The organism is Paenibacillus humicola (genome assembly GCF_028826105.1).
Taxonomy (GTDB): domain Bacteria; phylum Bacillota; class Bacilli; order Paenibacillales; family Paenibacillaceae; genus Paenibacillus_Z; species Paenibacillus_Z humicola.
Genome location: NZ_JAQGPL010000001.1, coordinates 4,383,707 through 4,401,951 on the forward strand (window position 1 = coordinate 4,383,707; position 18,245 = coordinate 4,401,951).

Below are 18,245 nucleotides of genomic sequence, written 5' to 3' on the forward strand. Positions count from 1 at the left end.
CAATACCTGGTACGTTCTATTGATTAATAAGGCTCGATGTGTCAAACTAGTCGGAGAGTTTCAGGGTATGCATGCTGTTTCACAGGAGAAAGGACGTGAATTCCCGGTATGGCCAACTGGCTGCTTCGTTTGATGACCGAGCTTAGCTCCCGCAAATGGATTTCGCGGTTGACCGGCCGTTTCGCCCAGTCGCCTGCCAGCCGGCGTTTTATCCCGAGATTTGCCCGAATGTATGGAATCCGCACGGAGGAAGCCGAAAAGCGGCTGGACGAATATGCGACGCTGAACGAATTTTTTACGAGAAGGCTGAAGCCCGGCATGCGAACGGTCGACTCCGATCCGGCGGCGCTCATCAGCCCTGTCGACGCGCTAATTACGGGGGCCGGCCCGATCCGGACGGGAACGATCCTGAACGTCAAAGGACAGGATTATACGATCGACGAGCTGCTGAACCGTTCCCCGCGCACCGAGAGCTATAAGGATGGCTATTATATCGTTCTTTATTTGAGTCCAACCGACTACCACCGAATCCATACGCCCGTGGACGGCGTCATTGTGGAGCGGGAACATGTCCCCGGCAAAGTGTACCCGGTCAACGAATTCGGCCTCCGGCAGATGCGCCGGGTGCTCAGCCGCAACGAGCGGCTCATCACCTATATCCGGCACGGCAGCGGCGAGGCGGCCGTCGTCAAGGTTGGCGCCATGAACGTCAGCAGCATCAAATACGCCGAGCCGAAGCGTGACCAGGTCTCGAAAGGCGAAGAGCTTGCCTACTTCGAATTCGGCTCCACCGTCGTCCTGCTGACCGAGGACGGCACGTTTGTCCCCCGGAACGATTTGCAGCCGGGGCTGAAGGTGCGGATGGGCGAAAAGCTCGGCATGCTGGTAACGGAATAAGATCTATTGAGATCCCTTTACCTGTAATAAAAAATAGCGCCGGCGCTTTTTATGCCGCCAACGCTTTATTCGGCGCCGAAGAGGACGCGAGCGGCGGCCTCGATCCGCTTCACCCCTGCGGCGATGCGCTCCTCGGGCAAATGCGCGAAGCCGAACAACGCCGTCTCGCAGGGCGGCTTCCCGATCCAGAAGCGTGCGCCGTCGGACCAGCGCACTCCGTATTCCGCGGCACAGGCGGTGCGCAGCTCGGCGTACGCTTCGGCGGAGCCGCGCCAAACCGCGCACAGGTGAAGCCCGGCGCCGGACGGCACAAAGCGGAACCAGCGGGTAAGCCTCGCCGCCGCTTCCTCCTCGAAGCGCAGCAGCCGGCGTCCGCAGCTGCGGCGCATGCGCCGGATGTGGCGGGCGTACCCGCCGCTTGCCATAAACCGCGAGAGCGCCCGCTGCTCAGGCACGCCGGGCGGCTGCGGCTCCAGCAGCGCTTTCGCCCGCTTGAACGGACCCGCGAGCGATTCCGGCAGCACCGCATAGCCGATTCGCAGCTGCGAATACATCGTTTTCGAATAGGTGCCGACGTAAACGACCCGATCCTCCCGGTCGAGCGCCTTCAGCGGCTCGACCGGCCGGCCGCCCCAGCGCAGCTCGCTGTCGTAATCGTCCTCGACAATAACGGCGTTCCGCCGCGACGCCCAGTCCAGAAGCTCGATTCGCCGCTCGACGGGAAGCACCGCTCCGGTCGGGAAATGCCGCGTCGGCGTCACGATCAGCAGCTCGGCCGGCCAATTGTCCGGTACGATGCCGCGGTCGTCAACCATAGCCGGCACGACCTTGGCACCGGCCGCCTGTGCTGCCCGAAACGTGCCCATGTAGCACGGATTTTCCAGCACAAGCCGGTCGCCCGGCTCGAGGAGCAGCATCTGCAGAAGTGCGATCGCCTGCATCGAGCCGCTCGTAATGAATAGCCGGGACGCATCCGCCCGGATCCCTCGCTCTCTTCGCAGCTCCTTGGCAATCGCTTCGCGAAGCGGCAGATGGCCTTCCACGGGAACGGACGAAAACGGCAGCCCGTCCGTCATCGCGCGAACCTCGCCGTAAAGCATCGACCGCCATTCCCCGAGCGGGAGCTGGTTCGGATCGGAATTCCCGATGGTAAAATCGACGGGGTCATCGAAGCCGCCTATTTCCGCCTCCTTGTACTGCTCAGGCGCAGCTTCCGGCAGCCTGGAGCCCCATGCCGACAATTTCAGCCGCTCTGCGGCAGGTCTGCCGTGCGCCGGGACGGTTGAAGCGGATGCCGGACCCTGCCATTGAACAAAAGGCCGCGATTCGGCTGTATGGTCAGCCTTTGCGAAGCCCGCCTCCGAAGCTGTCCCGTATTGACGGCTCTCGTACGCCTCATTTTTGCCTGCGGGGACATCCATTCCGAGACCTCGTGCGCGCGTGAACGGTTGATCCGTTCCGCTTCTTTCCGCACTCGACTGTCGCCGCTCCGGCTCGTCATCACCCCGCCCGCCTGCTTCCGCGTTCCGGTCCGCTCCCGTCAGCTCGACCGCCACGAAGGTGCCGAGCCCTCTCTCGGTCCGGACGTATCCTTCCGCCAGCAGCATATCGTACGCCTGGTTGACCGAGCCGCGGGATATCCCGTACAGCTTCGCCAGCTCGCGGCTCGAAGGCAGCCGCATGCCTTCCGTCAGCGTTCCGCTTACGATCGCATGGCGAAGCGCCTGATACAGCGCCGCGGTCTTATGGCCGAGCTCCATATAAAATCGGTCGAACGCAATACGAAAATCCACCCTGCCTCTCCTCCAAACGAAGCTCCGCATTCGAACCTGAGCTTATCCAAACTGGTCCAATAAAATTGATCATAATTGGATCTTTTTCTTTGTCAATCGCCATTTTATACTGAGCCCATGATCAAAGGAGGAGAAAACGATGAGAAGAGCGGAATTTGCGGTCGATCCGGAAACGAATCCGGAAGAGCTTGAGGCATTTTTGGAGGAGATGAGCTTCGGGTTCATCGGTATGATCGACAGCGAGGGAAATCCGGCGGTAACGCCGCTTAATTTTGTGTACACCGGAGGAACGGTTTATTTTCACGGGAGCCGGATCGGGAAAAAAATGCGCAGCATTGCCGGGAACGAACGGGTATCGTTCGCAGCCGCGAAGGAGTATGCGGTGATCCCGTCTTATTTTACCGACCCGCTGCTCGCTTGTCCGGCAACGTCCTATTTCAAGTCGGTTCGTATCGACGGCCGGGTCCGTATCGTGGACGACCCGCAGGAAAAGGCCGAGGCGCTCGGCGCGCTGATGCGCAAGCTGCAGCCGGAAGGCGGCCACAAGCCGATCGACGCCAGCGATCCCGATTACGCTCCGCGTCTGAAGGGAGTAGCAGTGCTGCGTCTCGATGCCGAGCGGATCAGCGCCAAATTCAAGTTCGGCCAAAATTTGTCCGATACGAGCAGACAAGCCGTCACGGACGGGCTCGCCGGCCGCGCCCTTCCGCTCGACATCGAAACGATCGAGCTGATGCGCCGCTACTGCCCGCATGCCATCGGCGATTGACGACGGTTATCCCGGGGCCCATCTTCGACACGGCATCGCGCCGGCAAAGCGCCCGCTACCGGATTTCGGACGGGCTTTTCCCGGTATACTGCTTGAACTGGCGGCTGAAGAAGAAAATGTCCCGGTAGCCGAGCGCGTCCGCCACCTCCGTGACGTTCATGCCGGCGTGCTTGAGCAGATGCTGCGCCCGCTCGATCCGCATGCGGATCATATACGTTTGCACCGACGACCCGATCATTTCCTTGAATTTAATGGAAAAATACCGCGGCGACAGCTGCGCCCTCATCGCCAAATCTTCGACGCGGTGCGGCGCACCGGGATTTTGGCGGATGTAGTTGGCCACCTCGTGAATCGCCTCGGTCAGCTGGTTGCTCGCCTTTCGCTCGACCGGGCTTTCATTGTCTTCGCGCAGCAGGTAAATCATAAGCTGCTTCAGGATAAGCTGCGCCTCTTCCTCGGCGGCATACGTTTTGACCAGAAAAAGCCGGACGTAGCGCGAAAGCAGGTGCTCGAAATCGACCGTGTCGCGAAGCACGCGATACGGCTCGGGCACCAGCGCGACCGGTTCGGCGACGTCGAAATGGATGTAGGTCAGCACAAGCGGCTTCTGAGGATTGTGCGTCGCGCTCGTGTGGTCGCCCGGCCGAAACAGGAAGCAGCTTCCTTTGCCGACCGGAAACGGCGTGCCGTTGAGCACGACCTCGCCCTGCCCGCTCCAGACATAGAACAGATCGAAATTGGCCATCGGCTTTTCCCGCTTCTGCCATTTCCATCCCGGCTCGCAGACGATTTTCGCGAAGGAAGGCTTCAAAACGAACGACGACGGCGAACAATACAGCATCACGGCGACCTCCTTCTCCTCGTGTCCGGGAACGGCCCGCTTCTTTGCCCGCCCTCATCATACACCGCCCGAAACGCCGCCCGCAAGCGGACGCGGACCCGCGGCTATTTTTTACAAAAACGAGTCCGTTTCATGGCCTTCCGTCTTCGAAAAGTGATATAATAGCACCTAATCGGATTCCAAGCGGAATCTTACCTTAGACTTGAAAATTCTGGAAGGATGAATGAGGTCCATGAACCCACTTGCCCAGCAGTTGAACGCGACGATCGAGCGGGAGAACGCGAATGTGCATGCGATGCTGTCCGCACTCGGAAAAGCGATGTATTTCCCGAAGGTAGGCATTTTGAGCCAATCGGCCGAAGCGAAGACGAAGGCGAATAAATTCAACGCCACGATCGGCATCGCGACCGAGGGCGGCCAGCCGATGCATCTGAAGGCGATACAGGATACGCTGTCCGCGTACAAGCCGGCCGATCTGTACCCGTATGCACCGCCGGAAGGAAAACCGCAGCTGCGCGCCGCCTGGCGCGAAAAGATGGTGAAGGAAAATCCGGCGCTCGCAGGCAAATCGTTCGGCAACCCGATCGTCACCAACGCGCTCACCCATGGGCTATCCATCGTCGCCGACCTGTTCGCCGATGCGGGGGATGCGGTCATCATTCCGAATAAAAACTGGGAGAACTACGAGCTGACCTTCGGCGTGCGCCGGGGTGCGGTCATGGTCGAATACCCGCTGTACAACGACCGGATGCGATTCAACAGCGCAGGCCTCCGCGATGCGCTGCTCGCTCAGAAAAGCAAGGGCAAAGCGATTGTCGTGCTGAACTTCCCGAACAATCCGACCGGCTATACGCCGGGCCCGCAGGAAGGCGACGAGATCGTCGCCGCGGTCAAAGATGCCGCCGAAGCGGGCGTCAACGTCGTCGTCGTGACGGACGACGCCTATTTCGGTTTGTTTTTCGAAAATTCCATGCATCAATCGCTGTTCGGCAAGCTGGCCGATCTTCATCCGCGCGTGCTCGCCGTGAAGGTCGACGGCGCGACGAAGGAAGAGTACGTCTGGGGCTTCCGGGTCGGCTTCATCACCTATGCGTCGTCTTCCGCCGCGCTGCTGGGTGCGCTCGAGCAGAAGACGCTCGGCATCATCCGCGCAACGATATCGAGCGGCTCTCACCCGTCGCAGACGTTCGTTCTGCACGCGCTGCAGTCGCCGGACTTCGAGGCGCAGAAGGAAGAGAAGTTTCGCATCATGAAAGGCCGCGCCAACCGCGTCAAGGAGCTGCTCGACAGCGGCCGCTACGGCGACGTATGGGGTTATTACCCCTTCAACTCCGGCTACTTCATGTGCCTGAAGCTGAAAGGGGCCGAAGCCGAAACGGTGCGGCAGCGACTGCTGGACGAATACGGCGTCGGCACCATTGCGCTCGGCGGTTCCGACCTGCGCGTCGCGTTCTCCTGTATCGAGGAGCCGAACCTGGAGGAGCTGTTCGACACGATTTACAAAGCGGTGCAGGACGTGACCGTGGCCAGCAAATAAGCGTTCGCAGTCCTGGGATTGACGGCTAACGTCGTCCTCGGCGGCGAAGAAAAGGGCTTCACGCAGCATCCGATAGACGGACATACGAACAGGACCGGCAAAGCGCAGAATGCGCCGAGCCGGTCCTGTTTTTGCCGCCCGGTACAGAAACTTGGAAAGGCTCGTCCATCCGAAAAGCGCATCTGCCGAACCGCTATCAGTCCGGAAGCACCTTCACCAGCGAAACGAGTCCGGCCATCGTGCCGTCCGGATGCATCGTATGATCGAGCATATGGCAGTGGAACATCCAGGTGCCGATCTGGTCGGCCGTAAACGCGATATCGTACGTCTCGCCCGGGCCGATCAGCAGCGTGTTCATCTCCTGCTTGTCGTCCGAAGGCTGCCCGTCTTTGGCGATCACCCGGAAATTCATCCCATGCAAATGCATGGCATGGATTTCCATCGTATCGATATTGATGAGCCGGATGCGGACCGTCTCGCCCTGCTTGACGACGATATCCGGCGTATAGGGATAGCTTCGCCCGTCCATCGTGTAATCGTCCTCTTCCGAGCCGATCGGCGAATTGATGCTGAAGCCGCTGAGCAGATAGGTGTAATCGTGATCGTATTCGGGTGCGCCGGCGCCATCCTTCGGATCGATGATAAACGCCCCGTACAAACCGCTGCCGACCTGCATCATATCGTCGTAATGCGAATGGTACATATAAGTGCCGGGGGATGATCGGACGGTAAAATCGTAGACGAAGCTTTGACCCGACTCCACGGGCGGCTGCGTAATATCGGGTACGCCGTCCATCGCGTTCGGGACCGTCTGGCCGTGCCAATGAACCGTCGTCGGCTCGGGCAAATTGTTGACGAGCGTAATCCGGACATGATCGCCCTGCTTCACGCGGATCGTCGGTCCCGGAGCCTGCCCGTTGAAGGTCCAGGCCGCCGCCTCGACGCCCTTCTCCGGTTCCCAGGCGTGCAGCCCGGCCGTCAGCGTAAATTCCTTCGTCCCGTCGGCCGCGATATGCGGGGTCAGCCCTACCCCGTTAAAAACGTCGTCGACCGCCCGGTTCTCCGCGTCGAACTCCTTCAGCGCCGCATGCGACGTAAACTGCAGCGTATTGCCGTTCATGGCGGTATCGGCGTCCAGCGCTTTGGCGAGCGGCTTTGCCGCAGCCATGGCGATTCCGTTCACGACGGCGGCGTTGATGTCCGCCGGCGCCTGTTTGCCGCCGATAAGGACGGGCAGCTTGACCGACCGGTCGGTTATGACCGGCGCGCCGAACGTGTCGATCACGACGGCGCCGTCCTTTCGGTCCCAGCCGACCGTCATGCCCATCGCCGCCGCCACCGGACGCAGGGGAACTATCTCGTCGGCCATCGAGGCGTCCCAGACGGGCTGAATGCCGGCAATAAGCTTCCCGTTGACGGCAAGCTGCATGACCGGACTGACTCCCATTCCCATCGAAGCTTCGTCGGAATCCGCATAAGCGGAAGTACCAAGCAGCAGGCAAGCCGCCGCCGCCAAAATTGAAGTTATTTTCCATATACGCAGCATACTTTTGTCTCCTGCCTTATGAAAAATCCCTCCGGCTGCGAAGCCGGGAGGGATTTTGCGTTATTTTCCCGCGTGATCGGCTGCGGCGCTTAACCGGCCGTAATGACGGGCGTTCCCTGTTCGTTCTTGTTCACGGTCAAGCCGGGCAAATGGTGAAGCGCCCCGAGCGAAATATAGCCGTGGCCGCTGCCGCTCAGCCAGACCGCTTTTTCCAGCGCGAACGCTTTGTCGTCGGCCGAAGCCTGATCCGATTTCAGCTTCAAAGACACTTTATGGCCGGCATAAGACAGCGTCACCGTCCGGGTACCGGCGTCGAACGAGACGTCGGCGTTCAAGCTGCGGGCAATATCCGTAATCGGAATCATAATGTCCTGGTCCTTGTCATAGAACGCATACTCGCCGTCAATGGTCTGCGCAAGCGGCGCGTTGTTGAACATGACCGGAGCCGCCGTCCCGTTCGCATTGCTTCGGATGCTCTGCAGCTGATACAGATAGGGCAGGAAATCCGGATGGTTAAAATCGAACATGTCGGTGATGTTGTTGACCGACGCGTCCCGGTTGTTCAGCGCGCTTACGCCCCAATTCCATTCGATGAACTTCAAAATGGACGTCGTGTCGTACTGCGTATGGCTGATATAGTTCCGCTTTGCGTACGGCGAAATGACCAGCGCCGGAATACGCGGGCCTGCGCCGGCCAGCCCGTCCGGACCGGGCTTGATTTGCGGCGGAGCGGCATGGTCCCAGTAGCCGCCGGACTCGTCGTAGGTCACGACGATTGCCGTATCCTTCCAATCATCGCTGTTCATGATCGCATTGATCGTCTGGACCGTGAAGTCCTCGGCGGTCGGCGTGCTCTGGTTGCCGAGGCCCGGATGCTCGTCGTCCCCGTAAGCGCCTTTTACGAACGTAACGGCGGGCAGCTTATGGGCATCGATATCCTGCTGCAGATCGTGATAATCTTTCACATTTTTCGTATAAGCGCCTTTATCGAAGTTGGCGAAATACTGGAACGGATTATGATGCGACGAATAAGAAGCGTCCGCGGCCGCATAGCCGCCCTGATACCATGCCCAGGAAACGTCTTTGGCGGAGAGCTCGTCCCCGATGTTTTTGTAGGTGAGCGGCTCCCATCGTTTGCCGCCGTCGCCGCCGAGCGGGCCGAATGCCGGAACCGGATCGCCCTTAATCGGGTTGCCGGCGTTGCCGGACTGCGCCGCGACCAGATAAAGCGCGCCCGGCGTGGACGGACCGAATACCGGCTGGAACCAATTGTCGGCCAAGCTGAAATGCTGGGCGTACTGCCAGTAAGCCGGAATCGAATTGTAGTCGTAATAGCCCATCGCGATGCGGCCGGAGCCCTTCGTATGATTTTCGGACGACATATAAAAGCCGTCCATTTTTCCGCTGTCGACCGCTTTTTGCATGTCGTCGAAGCTGTGATCGACGTCAAGCGTTTGCAGCTCCTGGTTGGAAAACAGGAACGGTGCGACCTTGCTGCCGTTCTCGTCCAGATTATAGGCGCCATCCGGTATCACGTTCGCCGAAGGCGTGCCGGGGAGCGCAATAAACCCGGGGGCTTTCGGATACGTGCCAAAATAATTGTCGAACGACCTGTTCTCCTGATAGATGACCACCAGGTGTTTAATCGGCGATTTCAGGCCTGCCGGCGCCTGAACCGCCTGCGCGCTCGAAAGCGGCGCGAGCAGCGAAGCTGCCAATACGGCCGCCGCCGATGCGGATGCGAGACTTTTTCTCATCGTTTTCCTCCCGATCGAATTTTGGTTTCTTGTCCACTCTCCGACCTTATTATAGGGACCGGATGATTTACGCTGTTTTAACAAAACGATAAGATATTGTAAAATATTGGGACTACATCCTGTAAGATAAAAAAAAAGCTCCGCGGCGTCATGGCCGAACGGAGCTGAATCGATTCACTTATGGTATTTTATGGTATTTTCACCATTCCGCTATGAATCTCGCTTGTCTGCGATTCTCATAGTCCGAGAGACGAATGCCGGTTCGTTCGTGGTATACTTGGATGGAAGCTTTGCCGAACTTATAACGATGACGAGCAAGGAGATTCGCGATGATCAGACTGGTTTCATGGAACGTCAACGGCCTGCGAGCGTGCGTGAAGAAGGGTTTCCTCGACTATTTCAAACAGACGGACGCGGACATTTTCTGCGTGCAGGAAACGAAGCTGCAGGAAGGCCAAATCGAGCTGGCGTGTGGCGAGGAGTACGAGCAATTCTGGAATCACGCGCAAAAGAAAGGGTATTCCGGCACCGCCGTATTTACGAAAATCAAGCCGCTTTCGGTCCGGTACGGAATGGAGAAGGACCACGAGCCGGAGGGGCGGATCATAACGCTGGAGTTTGACCGCTTTTATCTCGTTACCGTCTATACGCCGAACGCGAAGCGCGACCTGGCCAGGCTGCCCTACCGGGTGGAATGGGAAGACCGGTTCCGGGCTTACCTGGAACAGCTCGATGCGCGGAAGCCGGTGCTGGCGTGCGGCGACCTGAACGTGGCGCATCAGGAAATCGATATCAAGAACGCCAAGTCCAACCACGGCAATTCCGGCTTTACGCCGGAGGAGCGGGGGAAAATGACCGCCCTCCTGGAGGCGGGCTTCGTCGATACGTTCCGCCACTTTTATCCCGAGCGGGACGATGCGTTTTCCTGGTGGTCGAACATGCCGGGCGTCCGGGAGCGGAACGTCGGGTGGCGGATCGATTATGTTCTCGCTTCCGAGCGGCTGAGCGGGAACCTGATCGACGCCCGCATCGATGCCCACGTACTCGGAAGCGACCATTGTCCCGTCGTGCTGGAAATGCGTGACCTTCAAGCAGAAGCGGAGTAATTTTCCGATTTAAGCGTCACGTGCGGGAAAATTGCGGCACGCGGAGCATGACTGCGTGCCGCTATTCGTCGTCCATAGCGGTGAATGTCCGCTTCAGCCGGGCCGGCCGGGCGACGAGGATGTAGATAGCGGCAATCAGCCCCGCGATCCAGGCCGGCAGGCCGGCGCCCCGCGCAGGCAGCAGAAGCGCGTGCGGCACCCAGAGGACAAGCGCGCACGCCAGCATGGCGATGCGGTCGATCGCAAGCAGCGCGGCTTGGCGGTACGTCTCCTGCAGCGGGTAGACGTGGCGCCAGACGGAATGGCGGTGCGCCCCGGCCAGCGCGCCGAGCTGGATGCCGGTCAGCCAGACGAACAGCAGGAAAACGCCGGCTGCGCCCCAGCCCGACCACAGCGCGGAATAGGCGGCGAGCCAGCCCGCAAAGGTACCGAACAGCGTGAAGCGGACCACGACGCCGCCGATCTCCGTACGGATCAAGGTATTCGCGTACAGATACGCGAACGCGCTCCGGTGCCGGTAGCGAATCCGCCCGGCGGCCCAAGACGCGTACCGCCTCGCCGAGACGCGCGCCGACTCCGCCGGCACGTCGGCGAACGCGCTGAAAAAGACGTAGTACCGCCGCCGCGTCCGGGCCTCCTCGGCGATCAGCCGCAGCCACGGCAGCTGGTAACGCTGCAGCCGGCTGTAGAGCAGCGCCGCCAGCGCGGCAGCCGCCGCGATATAGGCGGCGGCAAACCACGGCGCGGCCTTCAACAGCGCCGCCAGCGCGACCGCCGTCGCCGCCCAGCGCAAAAGGCGCATGCCGCGCCGCGGCCTGCTCCACACCAGACGCCGCTCCTGCCAGGCGCCGGCGTCGTTCGCCAGCTTCAGCGCCAGCACCGCCGCCAGCACCGCCGGCGGCGCTAGCCGGCCGGTGCCGTGCGCGTACAGCGGCAGGTAAGCCGCGCAGACGGCGGCGGCACGCGCGATGCCGAAGCCGGCGCTGCGGCGAAGAGAGTTCCGCAAATAGAGGCCCATCTCCGCCTCGCGCGGAACCAGAAAGACAATGTCCGCCTCGCGCAGCCAGGTTCTCAGCGGACTCCAGCAGACGGCAAGCGTCAGCAGCACCGTGCCGATCTCCGCAATCGGAAGGGACGGCGGCACGTTTTGCAGCAGCTGCGTGTAACCGGCCAGGCCGGTGAGGAGCAGCAGCATGGCGACGCTCGGCACGCCGCTTCGCGCCATATCGCGGAAATAAGGCAGCGACTCGCTCCGGAACGCGCGTACTCTTGCGAGCCAGAGCGCACTAGCCGACCGGTCCATGCGGTCCTCCGTTTGCGGTCAGCCGGTAGAACGCTTCTTCGAGCGAGCCGCTGCCGGTCCGGACGCCCGCCTTGGCGCATACGTCCTCCAGCGTTCCCTGCACGAGAATCGAGCCCTGATGCAGCACGATAAAACGGTCGCAATACGTCTCCACCGTCGATAAAATATGCGAGCTCATGAAGACCGCCGAGCCTTCCTCCCTGACCTCGGCCAGCTTGTCCAGGAGCGAGCGGATGCCGAGCGGATCGAGCCCGAGAAAGGGCTCGTCGATCACATACAGCGCCGGGCGGGCAAGCAGCGCGTTCATGATCATGACCTTCTGCCGCATCCCCTTCGACAAATGGGCGGCAAACGCCTTCCGTTTTCCCGTCATATAAAATTCGTCCATCAGCTGCCCGCTCCGCCGGGTGTACGATTCCTCCGGAACATCGTAGGCCATCCCCGTCAGCCGCAAATGCTCCTCCACCGTCAATTCGTCGAACAGCAGCGGCGTCTCCGGCACAAACGCGAGCGAGCCGCGATACTGCTCCGGATTTTCGGCCAGCGTATGCCCCAGCACGCGAATTTCGCCGCGATGCGGATGCATCAGGCCGAGAATATGCTTGATCGCCGTGCTTTTGCCCGCCCCGTTCAGCCCGATTAACCCGACGATGTGCCCGGCGTTCACGGTAAACGACAGCTCGTGCAGAACCGGGCGCCGCTGGCTGTAGCCGCCAGTCAGCCCCTTAACCTCCAATACCGGATGCATGCCCCTTCACCTCACTGCTCACCATTATACCGAATTCGACGTTTGGAACGGAAATCGCGTTGCCGCGAGCCGATTCAGTCGTTTTACAAGCGGATTTCCGCGACAATCAAACCCGCGGCCCGGTCTTGAAACCGGGCCTGCCGGTAGACGGTCTCCAGCTCGGCCGCATGTCTCCTGCATGCCGTGACCGAGGCTTGAGACAGATTGGCGGTCAGGATGCCGCATCCCGGCACGCCGGGGTTCACGCTTATGACGGACTGCCCGATCGACTCCACATATATTTCCCGGCCGTACAGCTCCGTGACGCGAACCGGCAGGGAGGCGCGCATTTTGGCATGGAGGTCCGACCGGTCGTCAAGCGTTTCAAATCCGTACCACAGCATCGTTTTGATCCCGCGTTCGGCGGCTTTTGCAAAAAGATCGAAATAACAGCGGCCGCTGCCGTTGCGCTCGAAAATACGGTACGGATCGATATGAAGGAACGTCTCCGGCCCCATGCCGTCGATGTCATGCCAAAGACGATCGACCGAGTCGCCCTGCATGGTCCGCACTTGCGTGATCAGTCCCTGCCGTTCGGCGTATTCCGTAATCCGCTGCAATGGCTCCTTTTCGATATCGCAAAACAGGTAGCGGCTCGAATTCCTCAACATGTTCATGGCCAAGCCGGGAGAACCGAGATAGGCATGGAGCTCATTTCCCTGGTTGCCGGGAATGCGGCCGACAAGCTTCATATAATCGGACCGGCCGATCGTCTGCCGGTGATCGCGGCCAGCCTGCTCGAACAAATAATAAATGCCGAAATTTCGGTTCTCGGTCCGGTCCAGCCGATAGGCCGGATAAGCGGCATTCGTTTCGACATAGGACGCCGGCCGTTCCTCGTTCAGAATCGAACATAAGGGAAGGTGCTTCCAAATGTCCCCGATTTCCCCGTAATGCGTATAGGGCATAGCATTTTCCTCCAATCGTCGTCATTGGCGAAGCAGCCTGCTATCGGACTCCCGGTTCAGGCAGACGACCGTTCCTGCAGCCGCGTCGTAGAGCGACTGCCTGCGCTTGTTCAGGAACGGGCTGATCAGATAGGCCAGAACGAGAACATAAACGAGGATCAGCAGCGCGTTGACCGCATATGCCGGAGAGCCGCTGGGCAGTACCAGCCGCCAGATCGTAAAATGGGCGAGCTCCCACGGCGCGAATTTGACCGCCGACCGCAGCAGCGAAACGCCGAATCCGAGCGGCCTGCCGTCCGCGCGCGCGACGCGGATGCCCATTTTCCGTTTTCCCCAGGTCGCATGCGACCCCGAGCCTTCGCTTAAACCAAAATAAAGCGCGACCGGCAGCGTGAGCATCAGAAAACCGGCCAGCTCGGCCGTCCACACGCCGTGTGTGAACAGTGAAACCATAACCGGACGGGCGAGCAGCCCCGCTCCCGACAGCAGCGCCAAATAGCAGGCAATGAAGATGTAATCCAGCAAAAAAGCGAGCATCCGTCTACGCACCGGGGCATACGGCCTGCCGGGCGTCTCCGAGCCGTTCATTTCACGCTCCCCCTTCATTTCATCCAGGTTACAACTACCATACTATGGAAACGGGGCGGCTGTCGAGGACGCACGCCTTAAACGCCAACAAGCTCCCTGCGCCATCGCCAAAGCGAGGGCAGGGAGCTTGTGCTGTCAGCCGGTCGGTTATACGATTTTGATCGAAGTCACGAGACCGTTCGCGAGCGTCAATTCGACCGCCTGGCCTTGCGTCAGCTTCGCCGTATCACCGATGACGGAAACGTTCTTGTCCGCGTTCAGGATAATCGCCTGCGTCCCGTTCGCAACGTCCTTCGTAATCGAAACGAAGGCGATTTTGCCCTGCGCGTTCAGCATGACCGAATTGAGCGTGCCCGCCTGGACGACAACCGCGCTTTGCGGCTCGTCCTTCGTTACCTCGATGAAGATCGCTTTGCCGCCGTCCGTGCGCACGGACACTTCGTCGCCGGCTTGAAGCGCCCCGAGCGATACCCGGATATTGTCCCGGAAAATGAACACGCCGTTATCGACCGCGACAGTCACTTCAGTATTGTCCGGTTTCACGATCGTAACCGCGCCGTTCGAAGCGGCCGCTTTCAGCTTGCCCGTAATCGCCGTGCCGTCGTTATCCGGAATGTCCTGATCGGTCCGGTCGAGCAGCGCCGCGAGCTCGGCGCGGGTAACCGGCTGGTTCGGCCGGAACGTGTTGTCGCCGTAGCCGGTTACGATGCCTTTCTCGATCGCGACGGCGACATAGCCGACCGAGCCGGCCGGAATTTTATCCGCGTCCTTGAAAGAAAGGTGCGTATTTGCTTTCGCCTGCGCCTCCGCTTCCAGTCCAAGCGCCTTCACGAGCAGCGTCGCGGCATACAGGCGGGTTGCGGGCTTGTTCGGCTGGATCGCATCGGCCGTTTCGGCGAACAGATCCTTCTCCAATGCGACGGCGGCATAACCGACCGCCCACGGATATTTTTTCGCCAGCAGGTCGGCGTCCTTGAAGTTAAGCTTCGTGCTCATCTCCGCCTGCGACTCGGCCTGTTCCTTAAGGCCCATCAATCTCACCGCCGCCACGATCGTTTCGATGCGCGAAATCGATTGGTGCGGCTTGAACGTGCCGTCCTCATAGCCGTTGAAAACGCCTTTCGACGCGAGGCGGACGATATATTGCAGCGCCCATTTCAGCTCCTTCTCGTCCTTGAAATGGAGGGTGATCGACGCTCCCGCTTTGCCGTTTCCGCGTACGGCGTCCTTGTGGCCGTCCTGTCCGTGCCCTTTGCCTTTGCCGTCCGCAAAGGCACTGGAAGCGCCTCCGGCAAGCGTCAACAACGCCATCGAGGTAATCGCGGCTTTCTTCATCGTCCCTTTTCTCATCATGATGTCACTCTCCCTTACGTTCTGGTTTCGCTAGTAACGTTCGGGAGGCTGTCCCTCTTTTCGGGGGGTGACGCGGCAAATCCCGGTAAATCGGGACTCAGGGGCTGCAAACGCTGCCAATGATTATTTCTGGATCGCATCCTGGTAAATTTGAATGTATTTCGCCAGATTGAGGCCATCGAAGCCCTTTACGTACGCGTCCCAATCCTTGTCGATATCCTTGTCGCCGATGATGAACTGCGCCATGTTCGACTGCACATAATCCTTGATTGACGTCGTCAGCTGAGCCGCCATGTCCGCATCCTCGGGCCGGATGTAGACGCCGGTCGGGTAGACCTCCTTCGGTCCGTACGGCTCATACTGCTTCGTCGCGTCGGCCAGCCTCCGCTCATAGCCTTTCGAGCTGAGCGGGTCCTGCGACGCAGCGAACAGGTCGCGGAATTCCTTGGACAAATCCTTCGGGCCGAGCAGCGACCAGCTGTTGTTGATCACGGCGTTCGGGTCCTGCGGCTTCAAATTTTCAAACGTGTATTTCGCCGGCTTGCCCTCGATATTTTTCTCGTTCGGACCGGCCAGGTTCCAGCCGATGCCCTGCTCCGGCCCGTACTCGCTGTACAGCGCGCCTTCCTCGCTGAACGCATAATCCGCGATTTTGATCGCCGCGATTTGCTGCGCTTCGCTCGCCTTGTTCGTAATCGCAAACTCGAACTCGCTGATGCCCTGCGACTCGCCCGCGAGCTGAACGCCTTCCGGCCCCTTCAGCGGCGGCACGATCACCCAGTGCTTATGGCGGGTAATCGTATCGTCGTACACATTGACGAGATAGCTGACCAGCGCCGTCGTGACGGAACCGACGATTTCGTCGCCTTCGCGGTTGCCGAGCTGCCCCAGCGCCTGGTCGTTCTGCGTGAACGACGCCGGATCGATAAGCCCTTCCTTGTAGAGCTTATGCATGTAGGCCAAGCCTTCCTTCCACTGCGGCTTGTTCGCTGCGAAGTCGACTTTGCCCCCGGATACCGTCAAATATTTGTCGTTGTCGTTGTAAATAAACGCGTTCATCAGGAAGGCGTCGATATTGCCGTTCCAGACGTATTTGTTGGGGGCGCCCGTCAGCGGAATTTCGTCGGCTTTGCCGTTGCCGTTCGGGTCCTTCGTCTTGAACGCCTTCAGCACGGTGTACAGCTCGTCCGTCGTCGTCGGCACCTTCAGCCCGAGCTTGTCGAGCCAATCCTTGTTGATCCAGTACTTCTGCGAAAAGGTGCAGTGGTAGCATTCGTTCAGGCGCGGAATCCCGTAAATGTTGCCGTCCGGCGCCGTCATCGCGTCCTTGAAATACGGCTTCTTGGCCATCATCGCCTTAATGTTCGGCGCATATTTGTCGATCAGGTCGTTCAGCGGGATAAATACGCCCTGCATGCCGTATGTGAGCAAATCCGTGTTCGTGAACTTTCCTTCCAGGAACACTTCGGGGTAATCGCCGCTGGCCAGCAGCAGCTGCCGCCGGTCCGTCAGCGCATCCGCCGGAGCCAGGTCCCACTTGATGTTGACATTAAACTTCTTCTCGACCAGCTTCGTGTAATCGTTGTCCTCGAGCGGCGCTTTCCCCTGCGGCGCGAAAAAGGTAATGTCGACCGGCTTCGTATCTTGACCGCTTCCGGTGCCGCTGCCGGCTGCAGCGCCCGTGCCTCCGTTTCCATCGCCGGATCCCGCATTTTTGCCGCCTGAGCATGCGGACAGCGCCAGACTGCAGGACAGCACGGCAACAAGCATCAGCCACAATGATTTTTTCAAACTCGACTCCTCCTTTTAGTGAGAACCTTGACAGGGTTTTGCTACAGGTTCGGGGATGCCTGCCGTTCGCCTCTGTCGGCGCGGCGCGCGGCATCTCGATCGATCACCTCCAGTCCGAATTGACCGGCCTTTCCCGTTATCCCTTCAGCGATCCGACCAGAACGCCTTTGACGAAATGCTTCTGCACGAACGGGTACATAATGAGCACCGGGACGCAGGCCACGACGATGAGCGCATACTTCAGCGCCTGCTCGAAGCCCTGATCGCGCAGCTTCTGGGCGGTATTGGCGAGCATCTCCGGGTCGGCCGCGTTCAGAATGAGCACGTTTCGCAGCACATACTGCAGCGGAAACAGGCTTTCCGACCGCAAATAAATAAGGGCGTCGAAATATGCGTTCCAGTGCCCGACCGCGTACATCAGCGTCATGACGGCAAGAATCGGCTTCGAGAGCGGGAGCGCGACGCTGATCAGATAGCGCGAATCCCGGCAGCCGTCGATTTGGGCCGCTTCCGAAAGCTCTTCCGGAATGGAGGTTTGGAAAAAGGTTCGCGCCACGATGACCTGAAACACGGACAGCGCCCCAGGGAGCCACAGCGCCCAACGCGTATCGAGCATGTGCAGGTTTTTGACGAGCAGATAGGTCGGGATGAGCCCGCCGTCGAAGAACAGGGTGAACAGCATCAGCAGCGTGATGATTTTACGCCCGGGAAACTGTTTCTGCGCCAGCGGAAACGCCAGCAGCACGGTGAACGCGACGTTGATGAACGTGCCGACCACGGTGTAAACGATGCTGTTGTAATAGCCCAGCATAAGCTGGGAGCTGTGAAAAATGGACTCGTAGGCCCGGAAGGACAGACCGACGGGGTACAACCATACCTGTCCCGACACGACCGCGTTCGGCGAGCTGAGCGACGAGCTGAAAATATACAGCATCGGGTACAGCACGACGAGCATGACGGCGATCAGCGCGACATAAAGGACGGCCAGCAGCAGGCGGTCTCCGATCGGCTCCCGGATGCGGTTCCGGCTGTTCATAAGGGTTCTCCTCCTTCACCGTACGCTAAGTGCGCGGTGCACTTGGTACACGTGGTACGTTAGGTGCGCTAGGTGCACTTGGTACACGTGGTACGTTAGGTGCGCTAGGTGCACTTGGTTCACGTGGTACGTTAGGTGCGCTAGGTGCGCTAGGCTAAGTATGCTGGGTACGTTAGGTAAGCTAAGTATGCTGGGTTCGCTAAGTGAGCTAGGGGCACTTGTAACGTTAGGTT

15 protein-coding genes are annotated in these 18,245 nt (G+C 59.8%); 4 read left to right on the forward strand and 11 right to left on the reverse strand.

Going from position 1 to position 18,245, the window contains the following annotated elements; translation table 11 throughout:
- Nucleotides 1-108: 108 nt before the first annotated feature.
- Nucleotides 109-897: an archaetidylserine decarboxylase gene (asd, locus tag PD282_RS20155; RefSeq protein ID WP_274652584.1), complete on the forward strand. Its 789-nt coding sequence runs from the start codon at nucleotides 109-111 to the stop codon at nucleotides 895-897.
- Nucleotides 898-962: 65 nt separating this feature from the next.
- On the opposite strand, the gene PD282_RS20160 is transcribed toward asd, so the two are convergent.
- Nucleotides 963-2,690, reverse strand: a complete 1,728-nt coding sequence (locus tag PD282_RS20160; RefSeq protein ID WP_420832315.1) for an aminotransferase-like domain-containing protein — start codon at nucleotides 2,688-2,690, stop codon at nucleotides 963-965.
- Nucleotides 2,691-2,829: 139 nt separating this feature from the next.
- Here PD282_RS20160 and PD282_RS20165 point away from each other — a divergent pair, with 139 nt between their 5' ends.
- On the forward strand, nucleotides 2,830-3,459 hold the full coding sequence (locus PD282_RS20165; protein WP_274652587.1) for a pyridoxamine 5'-phosphate oxidase family protein: 630 nt from the start codon (nucleotides 2,830-2,832) through the stop codon (nucleotides 3,457-3,459).
- Nucleotides 3,460-3,514: 55 nt separating this feature from the next.
- On the opposite strand, the gene PD282_RS20170 is transcribed toward PD282_RS20165, so the two are convergent.
- The gene (locus tag PD282_RS20170) at nucleotides 3,515-4,300 is read right to left on the reverse strand and encodes a helix-turn-helix domain-containing protein (RefSeq protein ID WP_274652589.1); all 786 of its coding nucleotides are present in this window, start codon (nucleotides 4,298-4,300) and stop codon (nucleotides 3,515-3,517) included.
- 232 nt (nucleotides 4,301-4,532) lie between these two features.
- Between PD282_RS20170 and PD282_RS20175 the strand changes: the two genes are divergently transcribed.
- Nucleotides 4,533-5,837, forward strand: a complete 1,305-nt coding sequence (locus PD282_RS20175; RefSeq protein ID WP_274652591.1) for an aminotransferase class I/II-fold pyridoxal phosphate-dependent enzyme — start codon at nucleotides 4,533-4,535, stop codon at nucleotides 5,835-5,837.
- A 196-nt stretch (nucleotides 5,838-6,033) separates the two neighbouring features.
- On the opposite strand, the gene PD282_RS20180 is transcribed toward PD282_RS20175, so the two are convergent.
- The gene (locus PD282_RS20180; RefSeq protein ID WP_274652593.1) at nucleotides 6,034-7,383 is read right to left on the reverse strand and encodes a multicopper oxidase domain-containing protein; all 1,350 of its coding nucleotides are present in this window, start codon (nucleotides 7,381-7,383) and stop codon (nucleotides 6,034-6,036) included.
- 89 nt (nucleotides 7,384-7,472) lie between these two features.
- Entirely contained in the window at nucleotides 7,473-9,140 is a 1,668-nt protein-coding gene (locus PD282_RS20185; protein WP_274652596.1) for an alkaline phosphatase family protein, read from the reverse strand.
- Between the two features lie 332 nt (nucleotides 9,141-9,472).
- On the opposite strand from PD282_RS20185, the gene PD282_RS20190 reads away from it, so the two are divergent.
- On the forward strand, nucleotides 9,473-10,246 hold the full coding sequence (locus PD282_RS20190; RefSeq protein ID WP_274655380.1) for an exodeoxyribonuclease III: 774 nt from the start codon (nucleotides 9,473-9,475) through the stop codon (nucleotides 10,244-10,246).
- A 61-nt stretch (nucleotides 10,247-10,307) separates the two neighbouring features.
- Here PD282_RS20190 and PD282_RS20195 read toward each other — a convergent pair whose 3' ends face one another.
- The 7 genes from PD282_RS20195 to PD282_RS20225 all read right to left on the reverse strand — a co-directional run bounded on the left by PD282_RS20195 (nucleotide 10,308) and on the right by PD282_RS20225 (nucleotide 18,012).
- Complete coding sequence (locus PD282_RS20195; protein WP_274652597.1) at nucleotides 10,308-11,549, reverse strand: ABC transporter permease; 1,242 nt, start codon at nucleotides 11,547-11,549, stop codon at nucleotides 10,308-10,310.
- A complete protein-coding gene (locus PD282_RS20200) occupies nucleotides 11,533-12,297 on the reverse strand; it encodes an ABC transporter ATP-binding protein (RefSeq protein ID WP_274652599.1) in 765 nt (254 codons plus the stop codon). Before PD282_RS20200 ends, PD282_RS20195 begins: the two co-directional genes overlap by 17 nt.
- Nucleotides 12,298-12,380: 83 nt before the next feature.
- Complete coding sequence (locus tag PD282_RS20205) at nucleotides 12,381-13,244, reverse strand: class I SAM-dependent methyltransferase (protein WP_274652601.1); 864 nt, start codon at nucleotides 13,242-13,244, stop codon at nucleotides 12,381-12,383.
- 21 nt (nucleotides 13,245-13,265) lie between these two features.
- Nucleotides 13,266-13,832, reverse strand: coding sequence for an RDD family protein (locus PD282_RS20210; protein ID WP_274652603.1), 567 nt, complete (start codon nucleotides 13,830-13,832; stop codon nucleotides 13,266-13,268).
- A gap of 147 nt (nucleotides 13,833-13,979) precedes the next feature.
- Nucleotides 13,980-15,185, reverse strand: coding sequence for an S-layer homology domain-containing protein (locus PD282_RS20215; protein ID WP_274652605.1), 1,206 nt, complete (start codon nucleotides 15,183-15,185; stop codon nucleotides 13,980-13,982).
- A 123-nt stretch (nucleotides 15,186-15,308) separates the two neighbouring features.
- The gene (locus tag PD282_RS20220) at nucleotides 15,309-16,976 is read right to left on the reverse strand and encodes a type 2 periplasmic-binding domain-containing protein (protein ID WP_338045210.1); all 1,668 of its coding nucleotides are present in this window, start codon (nucleotides 16,974-16,976) and stop codon (nucleotides 15,309-15,311) included.
- A 136-nt stretch (nucleotides 16,977-17,112) separates the two neighbouring features.
- Nucleotides 17,113-18,012 (reverse strand): carbohydrate ABC transporter permease, encoded by a 900-nt coding sequence (locus tag PD282_RS20225; protein ID WP_274652608.1) that lies wholly within the window; start codon nucleotides 18,010-18,012, stop codon nucleotides 17,113-17,115.
- Nucleotides 18,013-18,245: the final 233 nt, after the last annotated feature.